Origin of the sequence: Paenibacillus amylolyticus (genome assembly GCF_036894225.1) — a bacterium.
GTDB lineage: Bacteria > Bacillota > Bacilli > Paenibacillales > Paenibacillaceae > Paenibacillus > Paenibacillus amylolyticus.
Genome location: NZ_CP145892.1, coordinates 4,604,294 through 4,622,717, shown reverse-complemented (window position 1 = coordinate 4,622,717; position 18,424 = coordinate 4,604,294). Strand labels below are relative to the sequence as shown.

Annotated in this window: 18 protein-coding genes; 14 read left to right on the top strand and 4 right to left on the bottom strand. The window is 46.0% G+C overall.

The annotated features are described in order from the left end of the window. Nucleotides 1–132: 132 nt before the first annotated feature. Entirely contained in the window at nt 133–732 is a 600-nt protein-coding gene (rpsD, locus tag V6668_RS20530) for a 30S ribosomal protein S4 (RefSeq protein ID WP_017687421.1), read from the bottom strand. Nucleotides 733–1,197: 465 nt separating this feature from the next. Here rpsD and V6668_RS20525 point away from each other — a divergent pair, with 465 nt between their 5' ends. From V6668_RS20525 to V6668_RS20505, 5 genes are all read left to right on the top strand, one after another. Beyond that, nucleotides 1,198–3,189 carry a sensor domain-containing diguanylate cyclase gene (locus V6668_RS20525; RefSeq protein ID WP_338706549.1) on the top strand — a complete coding sequence of 664 codons (1,992 nt, stop codon included), beginning with the start codon at nt 1,198–1,200 and terminating at the stop codon, nt 3,187–3,189. A gap of 134 nt (nt 3,190–3,323) precedes the next feature. Further along, the gene (locus tag V6668_RS20520; protein ID WP_100527107.1) at nt 3,324–4,181 is read left to right on the top strand and encodes a hypothetical protein; all 858 of its coding nucleotides are present in this window, start codon (nt 3,324–3,326) and stop codon (nt 4,179–4,181) included. 111 nt (nt 4,182–4,292) lie between these two features. After that, nucleotides 4,293–5,408: an aminopeptidase gene (locus V6668_RS20515; RefSeq protein ID WP_076328038.1), complete on the top strand. Its 1,116-nt coding sequence runs from the start codon at nt 4,293–4,295 to the stop codon at nt 5,406–5,408. Nucleotides 5,409–5,504: 96 nt separating this feature from the next. Continuing rightward, nucleotides 5,505–5,750, top strand: a complete 246-nt coding sequence (locus V6668_RS20510; protein ID WP_036614658.1) for an HPr family phosphocarrier protein — start codon at nt 5,505–5,507, stop codon at nt 5,748–5,750. A gap of 225 nt (nt 5,751–5,975) precedes the next feature. Further along, nucleotides 5,976–6,269: a YlaN family protein gene (locus V6668_RS20505; protein WP_036614657.1), complete on the top strand. Its 294-nt coding sequence runs from the start codon at nt 5,976–5,978 to the stop codon at nt 6,267–6,269. 182 nt (nt 6,270–6,451) lie between these two features. Here V6668_RS20505 and cax read toward each other — a convergent pair whose 3' ends face one another. Next, a complete protein-coding gene (cax, locus tag V6668_RS20500) occupies nt 6,452–7,522 on the bottom strand; it encodes a calcium/proton exchanger (protein WP_036674882.1) in 1,071 nt (356 codons plus the stop codon). Nucleotides 7,523–7,705: 183 nt separating this feature from the next. Between cax and V6668_RS20495 the strand changes: the two genes are divergently transcribed. Beyond that, nucleotides 7,706–8,068, top strand: coding sequence for an Asp23/Gls24 family envelope stress response protein (locus V6668_RS20495; protein WP_017687428.1), 363 nt, complete (start codon nt 7,706–7,708; stop codon nt 8,066–8,068). A gap of 128 nt (nt 8,069–8,196) precedes the next feature. Here the strand turns inward: V6668_RS20495 and ftsW are convergent, their stop codons facing one another. After that, nucleotides 8,197–9,486, bottom strand: a complete 1,290-nt coding sequence (gene ftsW / locus V6668_RS20490) for a putative lipid II flippase FtsW (protein ID WP_036614653.1) — start codon at nt 9,484–9,486, stop codon at nt 8,197–8,199. A 13-nt stretch (nt 9,487–9,499) separates the two neighbouring features. Beyond that, nucleotides 9,500–9,847, bottom strand: a complete 348-nt coding sequence (locus V6668_RS20485) for a YugN family protein (RefSeq protein WP_074095774.1) — start codon at nt 9,845–9,847, stop codon at nt 9,500–9,502. A gap of 210 nt (nt 9,848–10,057) precedes the next feature. Here V6668_RS20485 and V6668_RS20480 point away from each other — a divergent pair, with 210 nt between their 5' ends. The 8 genes from V6668_RS20480 to V6668_RS20445 all read left to right on the top strand — a co-directional run bounded on the left by V6668_RS20480 (nt 10,058) and on the right by V6668_RS20445 (nt 18,347). After that, the gene (locus V6668_RS20480) at nt 10,058–11,227 is read left to right on the top strand and encodes a M20 family metallopeptidase (protein ID WP_338706548.1); all 1,170 of its coding nucleotides are present in this window, start codon (nt 10,058–10,060) and stop codon (nt 11,225–11,227) included. A gap of 190 nt (nt 11,228–11,417) precedes the next feature. After that, a complete protein-coding gene (locus V6668_RS20475) occupies nt 11,418–13,112 on the top strand; it encodes a DNA repair helicase XPB (protein ID WP_338706547.1) in 1,695 nt (564 codons plus the stop codon). Nucleotides 13,113–13,148: 36 nt separating this feature from the next. Further along, complete coding sequence (locus tag V6668_RS20470) at nt 13,149–14,867, top strand: helicase-associated domain-containing protein (protein WP_338706546.1); 1,719 nt, start codon at nt 13,149–13,151, stop codon at nt 14,865–14,867. 152 nt (nt 14,868–15,019) lie between these two features. Beyond that, complete coding sequence (locus V6668_RS20465) at nt 15,020–15,457, top strand: YlbF family regulator (protein ID WP_036614642.1); 438 nt, start codon at nt 15,020–15,022, stop codon at nt 15,455–15,457. A gap of 30 nt (nt 15,458–15,487) precedes the next feature. Then, nucleotides 15,488–15,751 carry a YlbG family protein gene (locus tag V6668_RS20460; RefSeq protein ID WP_026080981.1) on the top strand — a complete coding sequence of 88 codons (264 nt, stop codon included), beginning with the start codon at nt 15,488–15,490 and terminating at the stop codon, nt 15,749–15,751. Between the two features lie 165 nt (nt 15,752–15,916). Beyond that, nucleotides 15,917–16,354, top strand: coding sequence for a hypothetical protein (locus V6668_RS20455; protein WP_017687436.1), 438 nt, complete (start codon nt 15,917–15,919; stop codon nt 16,352–16,354). A gap of 132 nt (nt 16,355–16,486) precedes the next feature. Then, a complete protein-coding gene (locus V6668_RS20450) occupies nt 16,487–17,410 on the top strand; it encodes a selenium metabolism-associated LysR family transcriptional regulator (protein WP_338706545.1) in 924 nt (307 codons plus the stop codon). 67 nt (nt 17,411–17,477) lie between these two features. Continuing rightward, nucleotides 17,478–18,347: a PHP domain-containing protein gene (locus V6668_RS20445; protein ID WP_338706544.1), complete on the top strand. Its 870-nt coding sequence runs from the start codon at nt 17,478–17,480 to the stop codon at nt 18,345–18,347. The last annotated feature ends 77 nt before the right edge of the window (nt 18,348–18,424 follow it).

Sequence of the window (18,424 nt, the reverse complement as noted above, 5' to 3'; positions counted from 1 at the left end):
TGAAGGGAGTCTATATTTTATATCGTTATTTACGTTCCTATAATGAAGATAATTAAAAAAAAGCATAGAAAAACAGCTGTCGAGAAAATCTCGACAGCTGTTTGGGTTGAAACTTTAATGTGATTGCAACGATTAACGGTTGTAGAACTCGACGATTTGTTTTTCATCGATGTCTTGGGACAATTCAGCACGCTCAGGCAAGCGGATGAATTTACCTTCTACAGCTGCTTCGTTGTATTCAACGTATGCTGGAAGATGCGAACGGCCTTCCAAAGCTTCTTTAATGGAAGAAAGAGCGCGGCTCTTCTCACGCAAGCCGATTACATCGCCAGTGCTTACTTGGTAAGAAGCGATATCGACTTTTTTACCGTTTACAGTTACGTGACCGTGTGCTACCAACTGACGCGCTCCAGCGCGGGAGTTAGCAAACCCAAGGCGGTAAACGAGGTTGTCAAGGCGGCACTCAAGCAAGAACATGAAGTTCTCACCGGCAATACCTTGCATTTTTTGAGCTTTAGAGAACAGTGTGCGGAATTGCTTCTCGCCCAAACCGTACATGTGGCGCAATTTTTGTTTTTCTTGCAATTGCATACCGTAGTTGCTGATTTTTCTGCGTTGGTTAGCTCCGTGCTGACCTGGAGGGAAAGGACGTTTCAATTCTTTGCCTGTTCCGCTAAGGGAAATGCCGAGGCGACGGCTCAATTTAAATTTAGGACCAGTGTAACGTGCCATGTTTAAAGTAGCTCCTTTTTAGTTAAAGTTCATATTAGGGCTCTGTTTGCGCTCCAATTTGTTGATGCGGGCTTGGCCACGCATAGAACGATCAGGAAAGTTCAGCCGCTGTCCTGAAAGCAACAAAAAGAATGAGGGTGACACAACCGGTAATGCCCAAATTTAAAGACCCATTAGTAGTCTTCATCAACAATTTATATTACAGTTTAAGAGAAACAAAGTCAAGCGCAGAATAAAAGCAAAAAAACGTCTAAATTTGTCGATAGGTCATTGGGCCTAAAATAATGGGACAATTTTCTGAAATATGGATGCAAAAATGGTTTAAACAGAGTAAAATAGATTGTATCTTAACTTTAAATCATCTCTATGTAACAAGGTTATCGCAACGAATTTGCAGGTTTGCGATAACGTCTGCAGATTAATGCATCCTGGCGGATGCAAAAACGGTGCAAAGGAGCGCCTGACATGTTAGAACATCTAAGAAGTTTACCTGCCAGCTTGAATTCACGAAGTTCGGGCGATTCCGCATCTTTTGCCGCTCCTCGTTCTCATGAAGAGCATGTGTTGTGGATGCAAAAAATGGATATCACACCTTTTGATTTTTCATATTTGGGCAGCTTGCTAGAGCAGGCATACAGTGACTGGAACTCCAGAGTGGGTTCAAGGCTGGCCAGACCATCAACCTTTTACAGCGTGTGGAACACGGAAGGTGATTGCATAGGATTCGATAGCGATCATGAAGCTGATCCGGGCGTAAATGCACGCAGGCTGGTATTGGAATGTTTGGATAAGAGACAGGCCCTGTCCCTTAAAGGGACAAGCGAACACGGAGAATATCTTATAATAACACATCCCTTATTCTCCAGAACTAACAAGGATATGTTTGCCGTATTCACTGCTGTGATCTATGAATCCAATGGATATGAAACGTCTGAAGCTGTGGTTCAATCTGAGGCATTGCATTATCACACCTGCTTTTACCGAAGATTCGAATACATATTTATGACGGACCTGTTACATGCTCATGAACAAACAGCTCGTGAGGAACACCGGAGGTCCATCCTCTTTCAGATTGTTCAGCGAATGCATGACAAAATGGATGTCGAGGCCATATTGGATGAGGTATTTGACAGTATGGATTACTTGTACCCGGCCACTTATATCAAATTGTATATGTCTCAGGATCAGAGCAACTCTGATCCACGGATTAAACCGTTGCTTGTCCACGAGCGAGGAGAAGATATTTGTGTGCGTTCATTTATGGAAGGTAAGCTGATCGTTGCTCGCTCACATGATGCAGAGAACCGCATTGTAGATGTAGGGATTCCGCTGAAAGGCAAACAAGGCATATACGGTGTGTTCCATATCGAAATGAATGAAGAGATTATGGAAGAATCGGACTTGCAATTGATTACGATGATGGTAGACACTGCAGGAACGGCCTTTGAGAACGCCAAGTTGCATGAACAATCCAATATGTTAATTCAGGAACTTCGTTTAATTAATGATCTTACACAGCGGTTGAACAAGAGTCTGCATCTTTCGGAGATTTATCAACTATCCGAACAAGAGTTAAAGGAAATATTCCAGGCTGAAACGTGTTGCATTCTTCAACTCAATGACAGTACCAATGACTTCGAAGTCATGTCATCTAACGTGAAAGATGTTTTTCACCAATCCTTTTCTGTAGACTACGGTATCGCAGGTTTGGTCTATCGAACAGAGGAACCGCTTATTATAGCCAATTATGCGCAATTTGATAAAGTGTCCTCCTTTTTCATGGAAGATACGGGATCCATGTCACTGATTGCATCACCGATCAGAGTCAATGGTGAAGTGAAGGGTGCCATTTTGCTGGGACACAGTAGAGAGCACTACTTTTCATATGATAACTATAGGCTCTTGCAGATGTTATCTATTCATATCGGGCTTGCCCTGTCAAATGCCACGCTGCATGCCGAGGTTCGGCGCTTGGCTAATCTGGATATGTTGACAGGTCTGTACGTGAGGCATTATCTGGACAGTGTGATTCACGAGCGACAGGCTCATGAATTCTGTGGCTCCCTCATTGTGGTGGATATTGATCAGTTCAAACAGGTGAATGACACGTTCGGACACCAGACGGGGGATCAAGTATTGAAGCAAGTGAGTGAGATCGTCACCAGCTCTGTTCGCTCGGAGGATGTATGTGCCAGATGGGGTGGAGAAGAACTGGCGATCTATATGCCACAGGTGAGTGTAAGGCAGGCGTTAGATTATGCGGAAGTGATTCGAAAGAGAGTCGCAGAAGAGACCAGACCGCCCGTTACGGTATCCAGTGGCATCGCAGAGTGGAATTGGATGGATGAAAAGGTCAGTGTAGAGTCCTTGTTTTATCGGGCTGATATGGCTTTGTACAGCGCCAAGAATGGTGGTCGGAACAGAATCGTTGTAGAGGAACAGGAAGTAACACGTTAAGAGAGAACAATTCCAATTGCGGAGTCGTTCTCTTTTTTTTGTGCATCGCAGATCAAGATGTGTATAGAAGGAAGTATAAGCATATACGGGCGGGGCAATCTATGGAGAAAGTTCACGGAAGGGTGAAGATAGACATGTTTAACCGCCATTCGGTACGTACATTATGGTTATTTGTGAGCATCGTGATTATTGGTGTTCCGGGTTGTGGATTAATGCAGCGAGATCAAACGCCTGAGGAGGTTTTTTCCTTGGCTTTATCGGGGATAGCGGGAAAAGAAACGTTGAGTTTTGAAGGAGAGGCAGGACTTCGAAGGGAGAACAGTGGGCTGTTCGAGAATCAGTTCAAGTTTGAAGGCAAGCTGGAGAATCATGATCGTCTGACCCTTCAGACCCGATTACCTGGAGAAGTAACTGCTGTGGGCACAGGCATTCAAACAACTGCCGTAAAAAATAATGGACAGCCCAGTGGGTTTAGCGCCTCTTTCGAGCGGAAACAAGGGCAATGGATGGCATTGTCAGCGCAGCATGAGCCGCTGCGTGGGTCTCTTTCTCGATTTAATCCAATTGCCCAATTGGAGAAGATCGATGGGATGCACAAAACCATTCAATCCGAGTATGGTGCTGGTCGTCGAACCAGAACATTACGGATTGAACTTGCACCGGAAGACGCCAAATCATGGGCTGTAACCCAGCTAAACGACGAGATGAACGCCATTCGGGCAGAATATATGCATAAGGCAGCTACGGTGAAAGGGGCGCGTAAGGAGAAGCTTGAGAAGGATCTGGAGAAAGTTTGGAAACAGGGTGAAACAACGATGCAACAGATGATGAAACAAGCGAGCGTGCAGACGGTATATCATCTCACGGTAGATCGGAAGAGCAGTCTGCCTCTTCGCTTATCCTCTGAAAGTCAGATGAGTTACACGGACAACAACCGTAAAAGTAACAAAGAAGCCCTTGTCACCGATGTTAACTTCAAGTCATATCAATAAACGAAGTGAGGGACTGCCTGCTGACGGGATGACTGTTCGCGTGCTACAATAGTATCGTAATTTACCGTTGTTCAATTCAAGTATGGCAGATGACAGGAGGATTTTACCAAGATGAAAGACCCAAGAATTCAAAAGCTTGCAGCAAACCTGGTGGGCTATTCAGTAGATGTACAGCCTGGTGAAAATGTTTTGGTTGAGATGATTGGATCGGAACGTGATCTGATTAACGCCATTATTGAAGAGGTGGGCAAAAAAGGTGGTAACGTCTTTGTACAGTTGACCGATAAAACCGTACAGCGTGCGATGCTGAAAAATGCCACAGAAGAAATGATGAAAACATGGGCAGAGATTGATCTAAATCGTATGAAACAGATGGATTGTTATATCGGTATTCGTGCGGGAGAAAATGTGAATGATCTGTCCGATGTGCCGGAAGAAAAAATGAAAATGTACAATTCATTGTACTCCCACCCGGTACATAGTGAACAACGTGTCAAACATACGAAATGGGTTGTACTGCGTTACCCTAACGCAAGTATGGCGCAACTCGCCAATACAAGTACAGAAGCGTTCGAAGATTTCTACTTCGACGTATGTAACCTGGATTACGCCAAAATGGACAAAGCACAGGACTCGCTTGCTAACCTGATGAAGCGGACGGATAAAGTTCGTATCACCGGACCAGGAACTGAGCTGAGCTTCTCCATTAAAGATATCGGTGCAGAGAAATGTTCTGGCCAAAAAAATATCCCGGATGGCGAAGTGTACAGTGCCCCTGTGCGCAATTCCGTGAACGGAACGATTAGTTATAACTCGCCAACCCTGTACAATGGAGTGACTTTTGAAAATATCAAGTTCACGTTCAAGGATGGCAAAATTGTTGAAGCGACAAGTAACGATACAGAGCGTTTGAATGAAATCCTGAATTCGGATGAGGGTGCTCGTCATATCGGTGAATTCGCGATTGGATTTAACCCGCATATTCTTCATCCGATGAAAGACATCCTGTTCGATGAAAAAATCGCAGGCAGCTTACACTTTACGCCAGGTCAGGCGTATGAAGAAACCGACAATGGCAACCGCTCGTCCATCCACTGGGATCTCGTATTGATCCAGCGTCCGGATTATGGCGGCGGGGAGATTTATTTTGACGATGTGCTGATTCGTAAAGACGGTATCTTTGTCATTCCTGAGCTGGAATGCTTGAATCCGGACCGTTTGAAGTAGGAACAGGATTTTGCTGTTGCTAGGAAAGCGGATTCACGGTATCATGTAGTGGTAATTAATAGATGATACCAATAGTAAAAAGACGGAGGGATTCCTATGTCGAGTAATAACGCGGCTGTAGTAGAAATTGCTCAAACAGCAGGCAAGTTTACTTCTTCAATCGTGCTTCATTCGGAGAACAAGTATATCGATGTAAAAAGTATTCTCGGATTGTTTACAACGCTGATCAGCACGCACAGCTATGAACTGCATGTTCATGGTCCAGATGCAGTTGAAGCGAAAGCAGCCATGTCAGAAGTATTTGCCAAGCATGGACTGAATGTAAGCATCGCATCTGAGTAATAGCTCTCAAGAAGCACCTTTGCCTTTTTTGGCAGGGGTGTTTTTTGGCATGGAATGATCTGAATACTCGTCTGGACGTGACTGGAACAGGTGGATTAAGCTTCAACAAAAGGCTTAACTTTGCGGGCTTATTTTGGTCAGGTTCTTGTATTAGCTCTTCATTTCGTCTAATATTAGAGGTAGAACGTCTTTACGCGATTTTTGGGACATAGGGGGGAAAAATGCATGACTTCATCTGATCTGCAGGACCAGCTGAGTTTGAAAGCGATCAGTCTTCTTCAAGAAGATGCAGATAAAATACAGAAGCTTATTGAAGTACAGATGGAGAATCTGGCTACCCGCTACTGCCCTCTCTATGAGGAAGTATTGGATACACAGATGTATGGGTTCTCCAAAGAAGTTGATTTTGCTGTTCGTGCAGGGCTCCTTCCAGAAGGTGCAGGTAAGCAGCTGGTTAGCGCGCTTGAGCGGAATTTGGCAATTTTATATGAAGCCTTGAACAAGAAGAATGAGCAATAGCCTGCAAATGCGCGGGTCAGAATAGAAGGCATGCAGGCGTTTATGCATGCTTTTTTTGTGCGCCTGAACGGGACTGGGATGAAAGCCAGCCGGAAGGCGTATACAAACAAAGAGACAGCTCCAAATGTATATTGTGGCTGCCTCTTGTGGCTTGTTATTTTAATCGCAACGTGAGGGCCTGGTTACACGAGGAAGAAGGAAACACCGAGTATGATATATACCACGAGCAGGAGTAAACCTTCGTACCAATTCGTTGAACCATCTTGGGTAATGGACTTCGCAATAAATACGGATACGCCGATGGCGACCAGTTCAATCGTAGTAAATACGATATCCATGGTTCTGCCTGTGAAGTAGCTGACAAAAATCAGTACAGGAGCAACGAAGAGTGCGATCTGCAAGCTGCTGCCAACCGCAATCTCGACGGCTGCTCCAATTTTATTTTTCATGGCAAGCATGATAGCTGCACTGTGTTCGGCCGCATTACCGATGATGGCCACAAGGAATGCACCGACAAACAGTTCGCTAAGTCCAAATTCCGAAGTGAAGACTTCGAGCGTGCCCACCAGCCATTCACTGACGAAAGCAACCATGACTGTTGCGAGCACCAGATAGAGAATTGATTTTTTCTTGGACCATGCTGGAGCATGCTCATGAGGTAGCTCTTCATCGCGATCCTCAGTGACGTCTGCGAGGTAGTTCTTATGTGTCACCATGGAGAATAGCAACCACGCAATATACGCGAGGATGAGCAATCCGGCCACGATGAGACTAAGTGTATTGGTGTCTTTCTGTGTAATGGAATGTGTATTGAGAAAGACTGCCGGAATAAACAGGGCAATGATGGCAACAATCATCAGGGAACCATTCAGACCTGCAAGGGAAACATTATAATTCTGAATTTTGAACTTGAGTCCTCCGGCAAAAATACTTAACCCGAGCACTAACAGCAGATTTCCGATGATGGAACCTGTCAGACTAGCTTTGACCATGTCGAACAGCCCCTCTTTGACGAGGAAAATGGCGATGATCAATTCGGCAGCATTGCCGAAGGTGGCATTCAAGAATCCACCTAGCCGCTGTCCGGCGTAGTGGGCTACATTTTCGGTGGCTTTGCCTAAAAAACCGGCCACAAAAATAACCGAAATGGCTGATATCACGAACTGTAGAATCGAATCCCATTTCAAGTAGTGGGCGATGGCACTGAGTGCAAAGAACGCAATCAGCAAAATGGATGAAATCCGGTTTCTCACAACAAACACCTCGGTTATAAATTATTTTGTTTTGAATGACACTGTAAATCGCTTATGAGATTATTTTCATATTTCAATATAACCAAATGGTGGTAGGTTGTAAACGCATCTTTTTGAGTTTAATTTGCTTTTTGGGGTGGAAAGGATTTAAAATACGAGTAACGAAGTGAAGGAGGATGTGGCATGGCAGAACAACTTCAACTGGAGAGCGGAAACATCCGGATTGCCGATGACGTGGTTGCAAAAATTGCCGGAATGGCTGCAATGGAAACACCCGGAATTGCCGCAATGTCTGGAGGATTGTCAGAGGGCTGGGCGAAGCGACTCAGCGGTAAAAACGTACAGAAAGGCGTGAGCGTTGAGGTCGGCCAGCTGGAAGCAGCCATTGACCTGCGCATCATCGTCCTGTACGAAACCCCGATTCATGAAGTTTCCCGTATGCTTCAGCAGAATGTAAGAGAAGCGGTAGAGACCATGACCGGATTACGCGTGGTTGAAGTCAATGTAAAGGTAGAAGGCGTATCTTTCAAAGGCGACGATCTGTAGAAATCGCAATCCGCAATGGAGGACAGAACGATATTGACCTGTTCTTCATCTTGATAGACAGAATTGTACCGAGTACACAGAAAAAGGCTGCGCATCCATTAGGTGCACAGCCTTTTTTGTGTTGTTTTTTATCGAATCCGACGGATGGACTCCCGTGAACGAAGAGCAGGAGAGGTACGAGTCTGTGTCTGTACAGTTACGGACTTCGTTTTCTCTTCCTTGATCACGTCCAGATTGTTGGTGCGTGAGATACTGAGCAGAATGCCCATGGCAACCATCATCACAAAGAGTGAGGTACCCCCATAACTGATAAACGGAAGCGTGACCCCCGTCACCGGAATGGTCTGAGTTACACCACCGATGTTGATAAATGCCTGAATCGCGATTAGTCCCATGATACCTATGCCGACCAATGTTCCGAATGGATCGGGACAGCGGAGAGAGACAATAATTCCGCGCCAGATGAAGTACAGGTAAACAAGCAGGAATAAGGCACTTCCGATGAATCCGAGTTCTTCCCCGATTACGGAGAAAATAAAGTCATTATACGCGTTTGGCAAATAGTGCAGCTTCATCGTACCTTGTCCAATCCCTGAACCTGTCATGCCGCCATCACCAATGGCAACAAGAGAACGGTAGAGGTTAAGACTTCCGCCATTAATATCGGACATTGGATCAAGGAAAGCCTGAATACGTCCGATCTTGTAGTTCTGCTCCGCAGTGACTGCTGTTGTAGCAGTCGTTGTGTCGGAAGGAGACATGGAAGAAAACAGGGAATTCGCTCCGAACGCCAGTGCCCCACCGAGTACAACCAGGAGAATCGAACCCAGGATATGTTTCATACTGGCTCCACCGGCATAGATCAAGAGACCACAGGTGGACACCAGAATGAAGGTGGTACCGAAGTCTGGTTGCAGCATAATCAGCCCTGCGATGAATCCAACGATGAACAAGACGGGAACGTACCCTGTCTTGAAAACCCTGAATTTCTCACCTTTTTTGGTAATAAGAGCAGAGAGATAGAGAATGATAGCAATTTTCGCGAACTCTGCAGGCTGAAGACTGAAACCAAAAATGTGAATCCAGCTTCGTGCACCGTTCAATACTGCACCTGAGATCAAAACAATCACCAGCATGACCGTAGTGAGCAGGAAAAAGGGTGCATAGAGCTTTTTGTACTTGTTGAAGCGGATATTCATGGCAAAAAACATGCCAAATAGACCGATAATCGCCCACATAAGTTGTTTTTTCGTGAAGTAAAGGGCATCATTGTTAAATTTATCGCTTGCGATTGCAATGCTGGAACTGGAGCTGAATACCATCACCAGTCCAAAGCCCACCAACAATAAAGTGAGGATTAGCAGTTGAAAATCCGGCGTGCCTCTCTTCGTTTTCGTTTGGGCCGTTTGTTGTTTCATCGTTTGGCCCAGCCTATGCTTCCAGCAGTTCTTTAAGCTGCTGTAATTTTTCGGCTGCCAGCTTCACGACTGGTTGCGGAACGGAAGAGTCATAATCCAGGCCGTGAGGGAAAGTGGCTTTGCCGAGGTATACTGCTTCCACAGCAAGAACGGTATCCGGTTTTTCCAATTTGCCTTCCACAGCGCGGGTATTAATGCGTACAAAGTATTCTGAGTTGGTTTGTTCATCTTCAATTTTGTAGTCATATGTAGCACGGTAATATTCCCATTGCCACCGGACAAATCCGACTTTCTCGGCGCTCTCATCCAGGTATGCCAAGTCGCTCTTCAAGCCATCCAAGCCTGTATTCTCAAAAATCATAAGCGTTTGATCCTCCTCATAAGCTTCCGAGTATAATTTCTCGAGTATTTCTCTAGTTCATGATAGTATGTTTCCCCTTCCCGTGCAAGCTTTCCAAAGGCGTTTCGTATCGGTTTTCTTCCAATTCTGCTACAATATACAGCAATAGGTTTGAAGAGGCAGGTTCGGGCTTGATCCAAGTCCCGTTCAAGATTGAAAGGGTGGAGAGACATGACTAATAATATATGGTGGGAAGATCTGCAGATCCACATGGTGGAATGGCGGCGTCACCTTCATCGCAATCCAGAGGTTTCCTTTCATGAGGAGAAGACATCCTCTTTTGTAGCGGATATGTTGGAGAGTTTTGGCGTTGAAGTGAGGCGTCATGTTGGTGGCCACGGGGTCATCGGTACCATTCGTGGGGACAAGCCGGGTCCTGTCGTCATGCTGCGAGCTGATATGGACGCACTGCCAATTCAGGATGAGAAGAATATCGAGTATGCGTCACAACAAGCAGGAGCGATGCATGCATGCGGCCACGATGGTCATATCTCGATCTTGCTCGGTACGGCGTTGTATTTTAGCCGTCACAAGCAGGAGGTCCAAGGAGAGATTCGCTTTTTGTTCCAGCCAGCAGAAGAACTGCTTCCGGGTGGTGCAGTTCAGGTCATTGCGGATGGTGCGCTTGAAGGCGTGGATGTCATATATGGCATTCATCTGTGGACCCCGTTGCCTATAGGTGTTGTTGCCAGTAAAGCAGGACCGATGATGGCGGCGGCGGACGATTTTTACATTGAGATCAAAGGCAAAGGTGGACATGGCGGGATGCCACAATCCACGATAGATAGTCTTATCGCGGGTTCTGCGCTTGTGATGCAGCTTCAGACCGTTGTCAGTCGTTCGGTGGATCCATTGCAACCCGCGGTGCTGACCATTGGTACAATACAGGCGGGCTCGGCTCAGAATGTAATTGCAGAGCAATGCAAAATGAGCGGTACGGTAAGAACGTTTGATGAAGAGACCCGAAACGGGATGAAAGAGCGTGTGCTTACCATGGTAGCCCAGACAGGGGCAGCTTATGGCGCAGAGACGCAAGTGAAATATATTATGGGATATCCGCCTGTGGTGAACGATGAACAGGAGACAGAACGTTTCTTCAGAGAAGCTACAGAATTATTTGGGGCAGAACGAGTGCAAGCTTCCCCGATGCTGATGCCAGCGGAAGATTTTGCGTATTATCTGCAGAAGGTTCCAGGGTGCTTTATGTTTGTTGGAGCAGGCAACCCGGATAAAAATGCGATCTATCCGCATCATCATCCGATGTTTGATTTTGATGAAGACGCAATGCAGACGGCCGTTAGATTGTTCATAGCTATGGCTAAGGGTTACACAGCCGAATGACTTTAGATGCAGTTGGGCATCCTGTTCATACCGAGGTATGGGCAGGATGTTTTTTTGTGGATTTTATAGATGTTGTCCAAAAGTCCACTTTTCGGTACTGAAAACTAGACTTTTGGAACGTGCACTTAAAGTGGTTCATTTTCGGAAGCTGCCGGAACTGGACTTTTTTGTGATAGGAGGAAGGCACCAAATGGAAGAAACAGAACATACGGTAAGGACAGATGCTTGTATCGTTCAGCGAGATTTTACAGTTTTGCTGGAAGTTGGTCACCCCGGATTCGAAAGAGCAAGAGAGCAGCTTGGGATGTATTCAGAACTGGTTAAGACACCAGCAGCGTTTCATACCTACCGAATCACTCCGTTATCGCTCTGGAATGCGGCTGCGCTGGGATGGAATGCAGATCAGGTCATCGCAAGTTTGGAGCTGGTATCCCGCTGGAACGTGCCTGCTGCACTGATACAGGATGTTCGGAGAATCATGGATCAGTATGGCAAATTAAAGCTGCATTCCGAAGCAGATCACACCAGAATGCGTCTTTACAGTGAGGATGAGCGGTTGCTGGATGAATTAAGTGGATTGAAATCGATAGCTGCCTTTCGCATGGAACGTAAGGACGCTCATGAACTTCTGCTCCCAGGAGAACAGCGAGGGTTATTAAAAAGGGAATTAACACGATTGGGTTACCCCGTACTTGATTACGTAGGATATCGGGAGGGAACCAAGCTTTCATTTGATTGGCGGTCTAATGATCCGGGGGACCACTCTGAGCGGTTTGCGCTGCGTTCTTACCAGAGAGAGGCTGTGGATGCATTCGAAGGCAGTGAGGGCATGGGAGGAAGCGGTTTACTCGTACTTCCTTGCGGGGCAGGAAAAACGGTCATTGGCATGGCCGTGCTGGAGCGGCTTCAATGTGAATGCCTTATTTTGACGTCCAATACAACGTCTGTGCGACAGTGGATTCAGGAAATTCAAGACAAAACCACGATTACCAGCGAACAGATCGGTGAGTATTCCGGTCAGAAAAAACAGGTGAAACCTGTGACTGTAGCTACATATCAGATTCTTACACACCGGAAATCAAAGGATGCTGATTTTACCCACATCAAACTGCTCAGTGAGCGGCAATGGGGGCTGATCATATATGATGAAGTACATTTGCTGCCAGCACCAGTGTTTCGTGCAACTGCGGATATTCAAGCTACGCGAAGGCTGGGATTGACGGCCACCTTGGTTCGAGAGGATGGCTGTGAACAGGATGTGTTTTCGTTGATTGGTCCAAAGCTCTATGATATGCCGTGGAAACAACTGGAGCAGCAAGGGTGGATTGCTGATGTACAATGTCAGGAGATACGTATCCCGTTTTCCCCGGAACTAAGATCAAATTATCTGCAAGCCGAGGTTAAACATCAATTTCGATTGGCTGCCGAGAATCCGGCGAAGGTACATGTAGTTAAGCGTTTGCTGGAACGTCATCGGGATTTGCCTGCGCTAGTGATTGGACAATATCTGGATCAACTTGAGTTGATTGCCCGGGAAATTGAAGCACCTTTGATCTCGGGTACCATGTCACAGCAAGAGCGAATCAAGTGGTTTGCCGCTTTTCGATGTGGAGAGATTAAAACAATTGTGGTATCCAAGGTTGCTAATTTTGCTGTGGATCTGCCCGATGCTGCTGTTGCGCTTGAGATATCCGGGAGTTTCGGGTCTAGGCAGGAAGAGGCACAACGTTTGGGGAGAATTCTGAGACCAAAAGCTGGAGAAAACAAAGCATATTTCTATGCGTTGGTATCAGAGGATAGTAAGGAACAGGAGTTTGCATTAAACCGTCAGATGTTCTTGGTGGAGCAGGGATATGAATATGCCATTGTGCACGAGAACGAATAGTCCATTTATACTCGTGAAAAGAGGAGGGATTGGGATATGTCTTCATTTGAACCAATAGATGAGCCTATGGTACTGAACCTTGATTCATGGTCAAAGCTTGCTTTGGTGGAACAAAAAGTGCTTGGTGCAATTTTTCACAAATATGCCGGTCAGTCTTTTTCCTCCCTCCTGCCGCGAGAACAGTGGGCCATCGAAGGACTAAGTGTCGCAGAAGCCAATTCTTCATTCGCCAACCTTAGGCAGCAAAGATGGATTGAATCTGTATATAAAAGTTGGGGGGAGCGATTATTCTATATTCCTGCTTCGCTGTTGGAGACATTGACGATTGCTTACGCACAAAGAGTGGGTATGATCGTTAAACAGATGGTACAGCATGCTCATGTAATACAGGAAGGAAAGCCGGATACTGCTGCGGAGCTGCTTCATCTGATCGCGTGGATTGAAAGAGAAGGACTTCCTTTGACAGGGAAGGGCACCATATATAAGAAAAGTGTTCAAAAATTAAGTGTGATCACGGTATTATCTTCGACAGACTTTGAAGGTCTGGGCATCCGATATGAACATTCGGATTTGTATCCGACCCACGTAGCTATCCTTCTCGATCTACTGCTCAGTCTGAATCTTGTTCAGAAGTCAGATGGCCAAATTCAGATTGTAGATCATCGATTACAAAAATGGTTGCAGCTCTCGTGGAGACAGATGCATCGGGAAATATATCAAGCGTGTATGGAAAGATACGGAGAAGCTGAACCCGCGTTGCAGCATTTCCGTTATCAATTGGCAGTGTTGGCTCCAGAAAAAAACATATGGTGCCATATAGAGAATTTGGAATTGAAACCACGGATCAGGGGCTGGCTATACGCACTGGCTGGCTGGGGTTATGGTGAAGTAGGAGAAGATCAGTCGGGAGCGCTGGCATTCCGTTGGCTGATCGAACCGCATAGCCTGTTATATCGAGAACAAGAGATGGTAAGTGAGGCGGAGCCGTGTGGATTTTACATGCAGCCTGACTTCGAAGTGTTGGTACCGCCGGAAGCGGGGCCTGATGTAATCTGGATGCTGGAGCAATACGCAGAACGGGTGACGCGTGATCGAATGTCCATCTACCGTATGACAAAAGAACGATTCATTTCGGCCATAGCCAGAGGGTATGCATTACATGAAGTGATGGAGTTTCTGGATCAATATGCGCTGACAGGCATACCAGAGAATGTACGTATTGCGTTAGCAGATTGGGGCAAGGAGACGGATGCTGCACCGTTGACTGTAAATCGGAGTATGAAGGTAATGGAGGCAAATACAGGCTCCGCAGATGATCCGAAGTTATTAGAAAAAGATATGTTGAGCGGTGTATATTCTTCTTTCTACACACCCGATAATCAAGGTCTGGTTGATGTCCCTGCATCTCTGCATGGGTTGGAGCGTGATCATTCTGTCATTGAGAAGAAGTCCTCTCTGTTGGGATTTGAGGAGATACCGGAGACCTGGTACAAGGAGTGGCGTCGATATCATAGTTCAACCGCCCGACAGATTGCTGCCAAAGCCATTGAGTGGCAGACCAAGCTGGGGATACAACAGGAAAATCGTACGCAATACCTCATTCCACATCAGGTAGAGGGTCATGAACAATGGACTTTAAGCGGTTGGTGCATGTTGGATTCAAGTGAAAATACATCAGAGACGGAATGGCGTACATTCTCCCCGTCAGAGTGGGATACAATGCGTCTTATCCTGCCAGATGATGTCATAACCTGACTATTTTACGTGAATATCAGGTTGAAAGGCGAATTTTCGAGTTCCCCCTATTTCTAATTGCAGGAAAAACTCTTCTTAACTATTCATGGATATGCTATGATGAGGTAGTCTACGTTAAGTAGAACTTTATATATAGATAGGATGAATATTTCATGAGCGTAGCGGAAATGAACACGGTCGATATGGCCCAAGTGTTAACGGGCGCATATGAACTGGGCGACATGATTAACCAATCTGCCGAAGTATCGGATTATTTATATTGGAAGCAGCAAGTCGAGACTACTCCTGAGATTCAGATGGGGATTCGGAAGCTGAATGCCAAGAAGGAATTGTTTGAAGAAACACAGCGTTTCGGTCATTTTCACCCGGATTATCATGCAGCAAAAGACCAGGTGAAGGCTCTGGAACAGGAGTTGGAAAATTTCGAGGCGGTAATCCGCTTCAAACAGGCAGAGAAGTCCCTGGATGATATGTTATTTCAGATGTCAGAGACCATTGCATTTGCAGTGTCAACGACCATTAAGGTACCGAGCAATGATCCGAATCCGAAGGGCGGCTGCGGTAGTGGCGGCAAATGTGGTTGCAGTTAAGTAATCATTATAGAAGGGCGGGGAACGATGATGTTTGCGGAAAGGACAGGATTCATTATTTGGGTCAGTGATTTGAAAGCTGCCCGTAATCTCGAAAAATATGGCACCGTGCATTATATCTCCCGCCGTATGCATTATGTAGTCATGTATGTTAATGCAGAACGGGCAGATGATACGATGAAAAATGTGAAGCGGCTTTCCTATGTGCGCAAGATCGAACGCTCGTATCGTAATGAGATCAAAACCGAGTATGCCAGCAAAACGATGGACAAAACGAGCTTTTACGGAATATAGAAGAGAAACTAGAGGGACCCTTTGGGGTCGCTCTTTTCTTGAATTATACACAAATTGGCTATTGTGAAAAAAAGTTAAACTTACGCCTTGAGGTTGCGGGACTAATGTTGTAATATATTTGGTAATAAATAGATAGAAAGTCCTATCTGGTGGAGAGTGATTCCCATGCGTGATAAGGTGATGCAACGTTGGAGCACCTACGAGCCGTTTTTCGTGGCTCTTGGAGACAAGAAAGTGGCCGACATCGTCATTACCCATCATGCCAAGATGCGGTATGCAGACCGTATTGAGCCTGCACGTAGTGATGATGACCATATTGCGGCGTGGTTATGGGAGTGTCTGAAGCAGGACCGTATAACACCATACTACCGTAATGAACAGGACGTCTACCTGATTGATGAGGATCTGGTGGTGGTCGCCGAATTTTCCGAACTTGAAGGAGAATATGATATTGCGGGCAACCCGCTACACAAAATGATTGTAGTTACGTTTCTGGGACGTATGTCGGAGACCATTGAATTAAGGGACCTGAAGTCATATTATTCATGGTTAAGACATTCAAGAAGAATGACGCTGGTCAAAAATAGTCGCAAGCATAAGTAAGCCTGGGTAGATTCAATATGTTGAAATCATAGATTCAAGGATTATCGCATGCAGACAAGCTGCATGCTTTTTTTGTTGCCAAGCGGGAAATCGGCTACAATGTAGAGAGTGTAATCGAAGAGGGGCGAAGATATGAATTTTCACCAATTGCATATTTTTTATACGGTAGCAGAGAAGGGGAGTTTCTCGGCTGCTGCACAAGCATTACATATGACTCAACCGGCAGTAACGATGCAGATTCAATCATTGGAGGACTATTTTGGCACCAAGTTACTGCATCGTTCCACCAAAAAAATAGAATTATCCGAGGCTGGACGGACTTTATTACCTCATGCGAAACGGAGTGTAGAGCTGGTCAGACAGACGGATGAAGCGATGTCGGCGTTTACCCAGATGTTACAGGGCAGACTCCAGCTGGGAGCCAGCTTAACGATCGGGGAATATGTGCTTCCACGCATGCTCGGACCATTTGCACTTCAATATCCGGATATTTCAATCGTCATGAAAGTGATGAATACAACGCAAATTATGGATGACATATTGAAGCATCAGCTAAACTTCGGTCTTATTGAAGCGCCTGTGAACCACCCGGACATGATTGTGGAGCCTGTCATGCAGGACGAGCTGAAACTGATTGTACCTGCCGGGCATGATCTGGCGAAGCGTGGCAAAGTGAATATTGAGGATGTAATGAATTATCCTTTTGTGCTGCGTGAGAAGGGTTCGGGTACTCGTCAGGTGATGGAAGACCAATTGCAAAAGAAAAAGATTGATCCACAGGATATGAATGTTGTAATGGAACTTGGCAGTACAGGAGCGGTAAAATCGGCTGTGGAGGCAGGGGTAGGTATTACGATGTTATCTCCTTCTTCGGTGCAGCATGAACTGGCTTTGGGACTTGTTCATATTGTGGATATCCGCGGACTCGAATTCAAAAGGCAGTTCTATGCCATCCATCTAAAGTCGTCCTTGTTGCCCCTGTCAGCAGTCGCTTTCCTGAATTATCTGCGTCAGCAGGAGCAGCCTCAGTCGGTACATAAGACGGGGAAGGCATAATCGTTGGCAACATCAATGGTAGATAAGATTGAATCATAATCAATTTTAAACAAAGGAGCTGTTGATCATGGATCAGCGCCAAGGACGCTGTGATCTTCATACGCATAGTCAGGCTTCCGATGGAATGCAGCCACCTGCTGATAATGTGAAGCTTGCCAAACAAAAAGGGCTATCTGCGGTTGCCCTAACGGACCATGATACAGTAGCTGGTGTAGCGGAAGCACAGCAAGCGGGAAAAGAGTACGATATTGATGTTGTTGCCGGAGTGGAGATCAGCACCCGGGCTGGCGGCAAAGATATTCATGTACTGGGCTATTACGTTAATACGGAGGATGAGATATTCCTGCAACGGTTGGCCGGATTACGAGAAGCGCGAGATGAGCGGAATCATCTGATTATCGCCAAGCTGCAAGAACTCGGGCTTGATATAAGCTGGCAGGAGGTACTGGATGAGCTGGGACGACCGTTAGAGCCGGATGAGAGTATTGGCAGACCTCATATGGCCGATGTGCTGGTGAAAAAAGGCTACGCTGTTGACATGCGGGATGCATTTGATCAGTATCTTGCTGAAGGCAAGCCAGGCTTTGTATCTGTACCCCGCGTTGCACCAGAGGATGCGTGTGAGTGGATCAGAGCCGCAGGTGGAGCCGCTGTGATTGCCCATCCGGGTCTCTATAATGATGATGAATTGGTACGTCGCATCATTGAAGACGCCCTTCCGGATGGCATTGAGGTGTTTCATTCGGACCATGGCCCAGAAGAGGAACGCAGGTATGGTAAGCTGGCCAAGGAATACGACCTCATTGAAACAGGTGGATCTGATTATCATGGTAAACGGCAAGGTGTTGTTTTCCACGGGGATCTTGGTAGCAAGACCGTAACGGTTGATGTGTTGGAAAGGCTGAAGGCAGCTGCTTCACAGCAAAGGGGAGAGTAAGCGAGACGTTGCAACGCTCTATCTACTATAATAAATTCTGTATTACTGGATACATTTTAAGATCGAAGGAGTAAGAG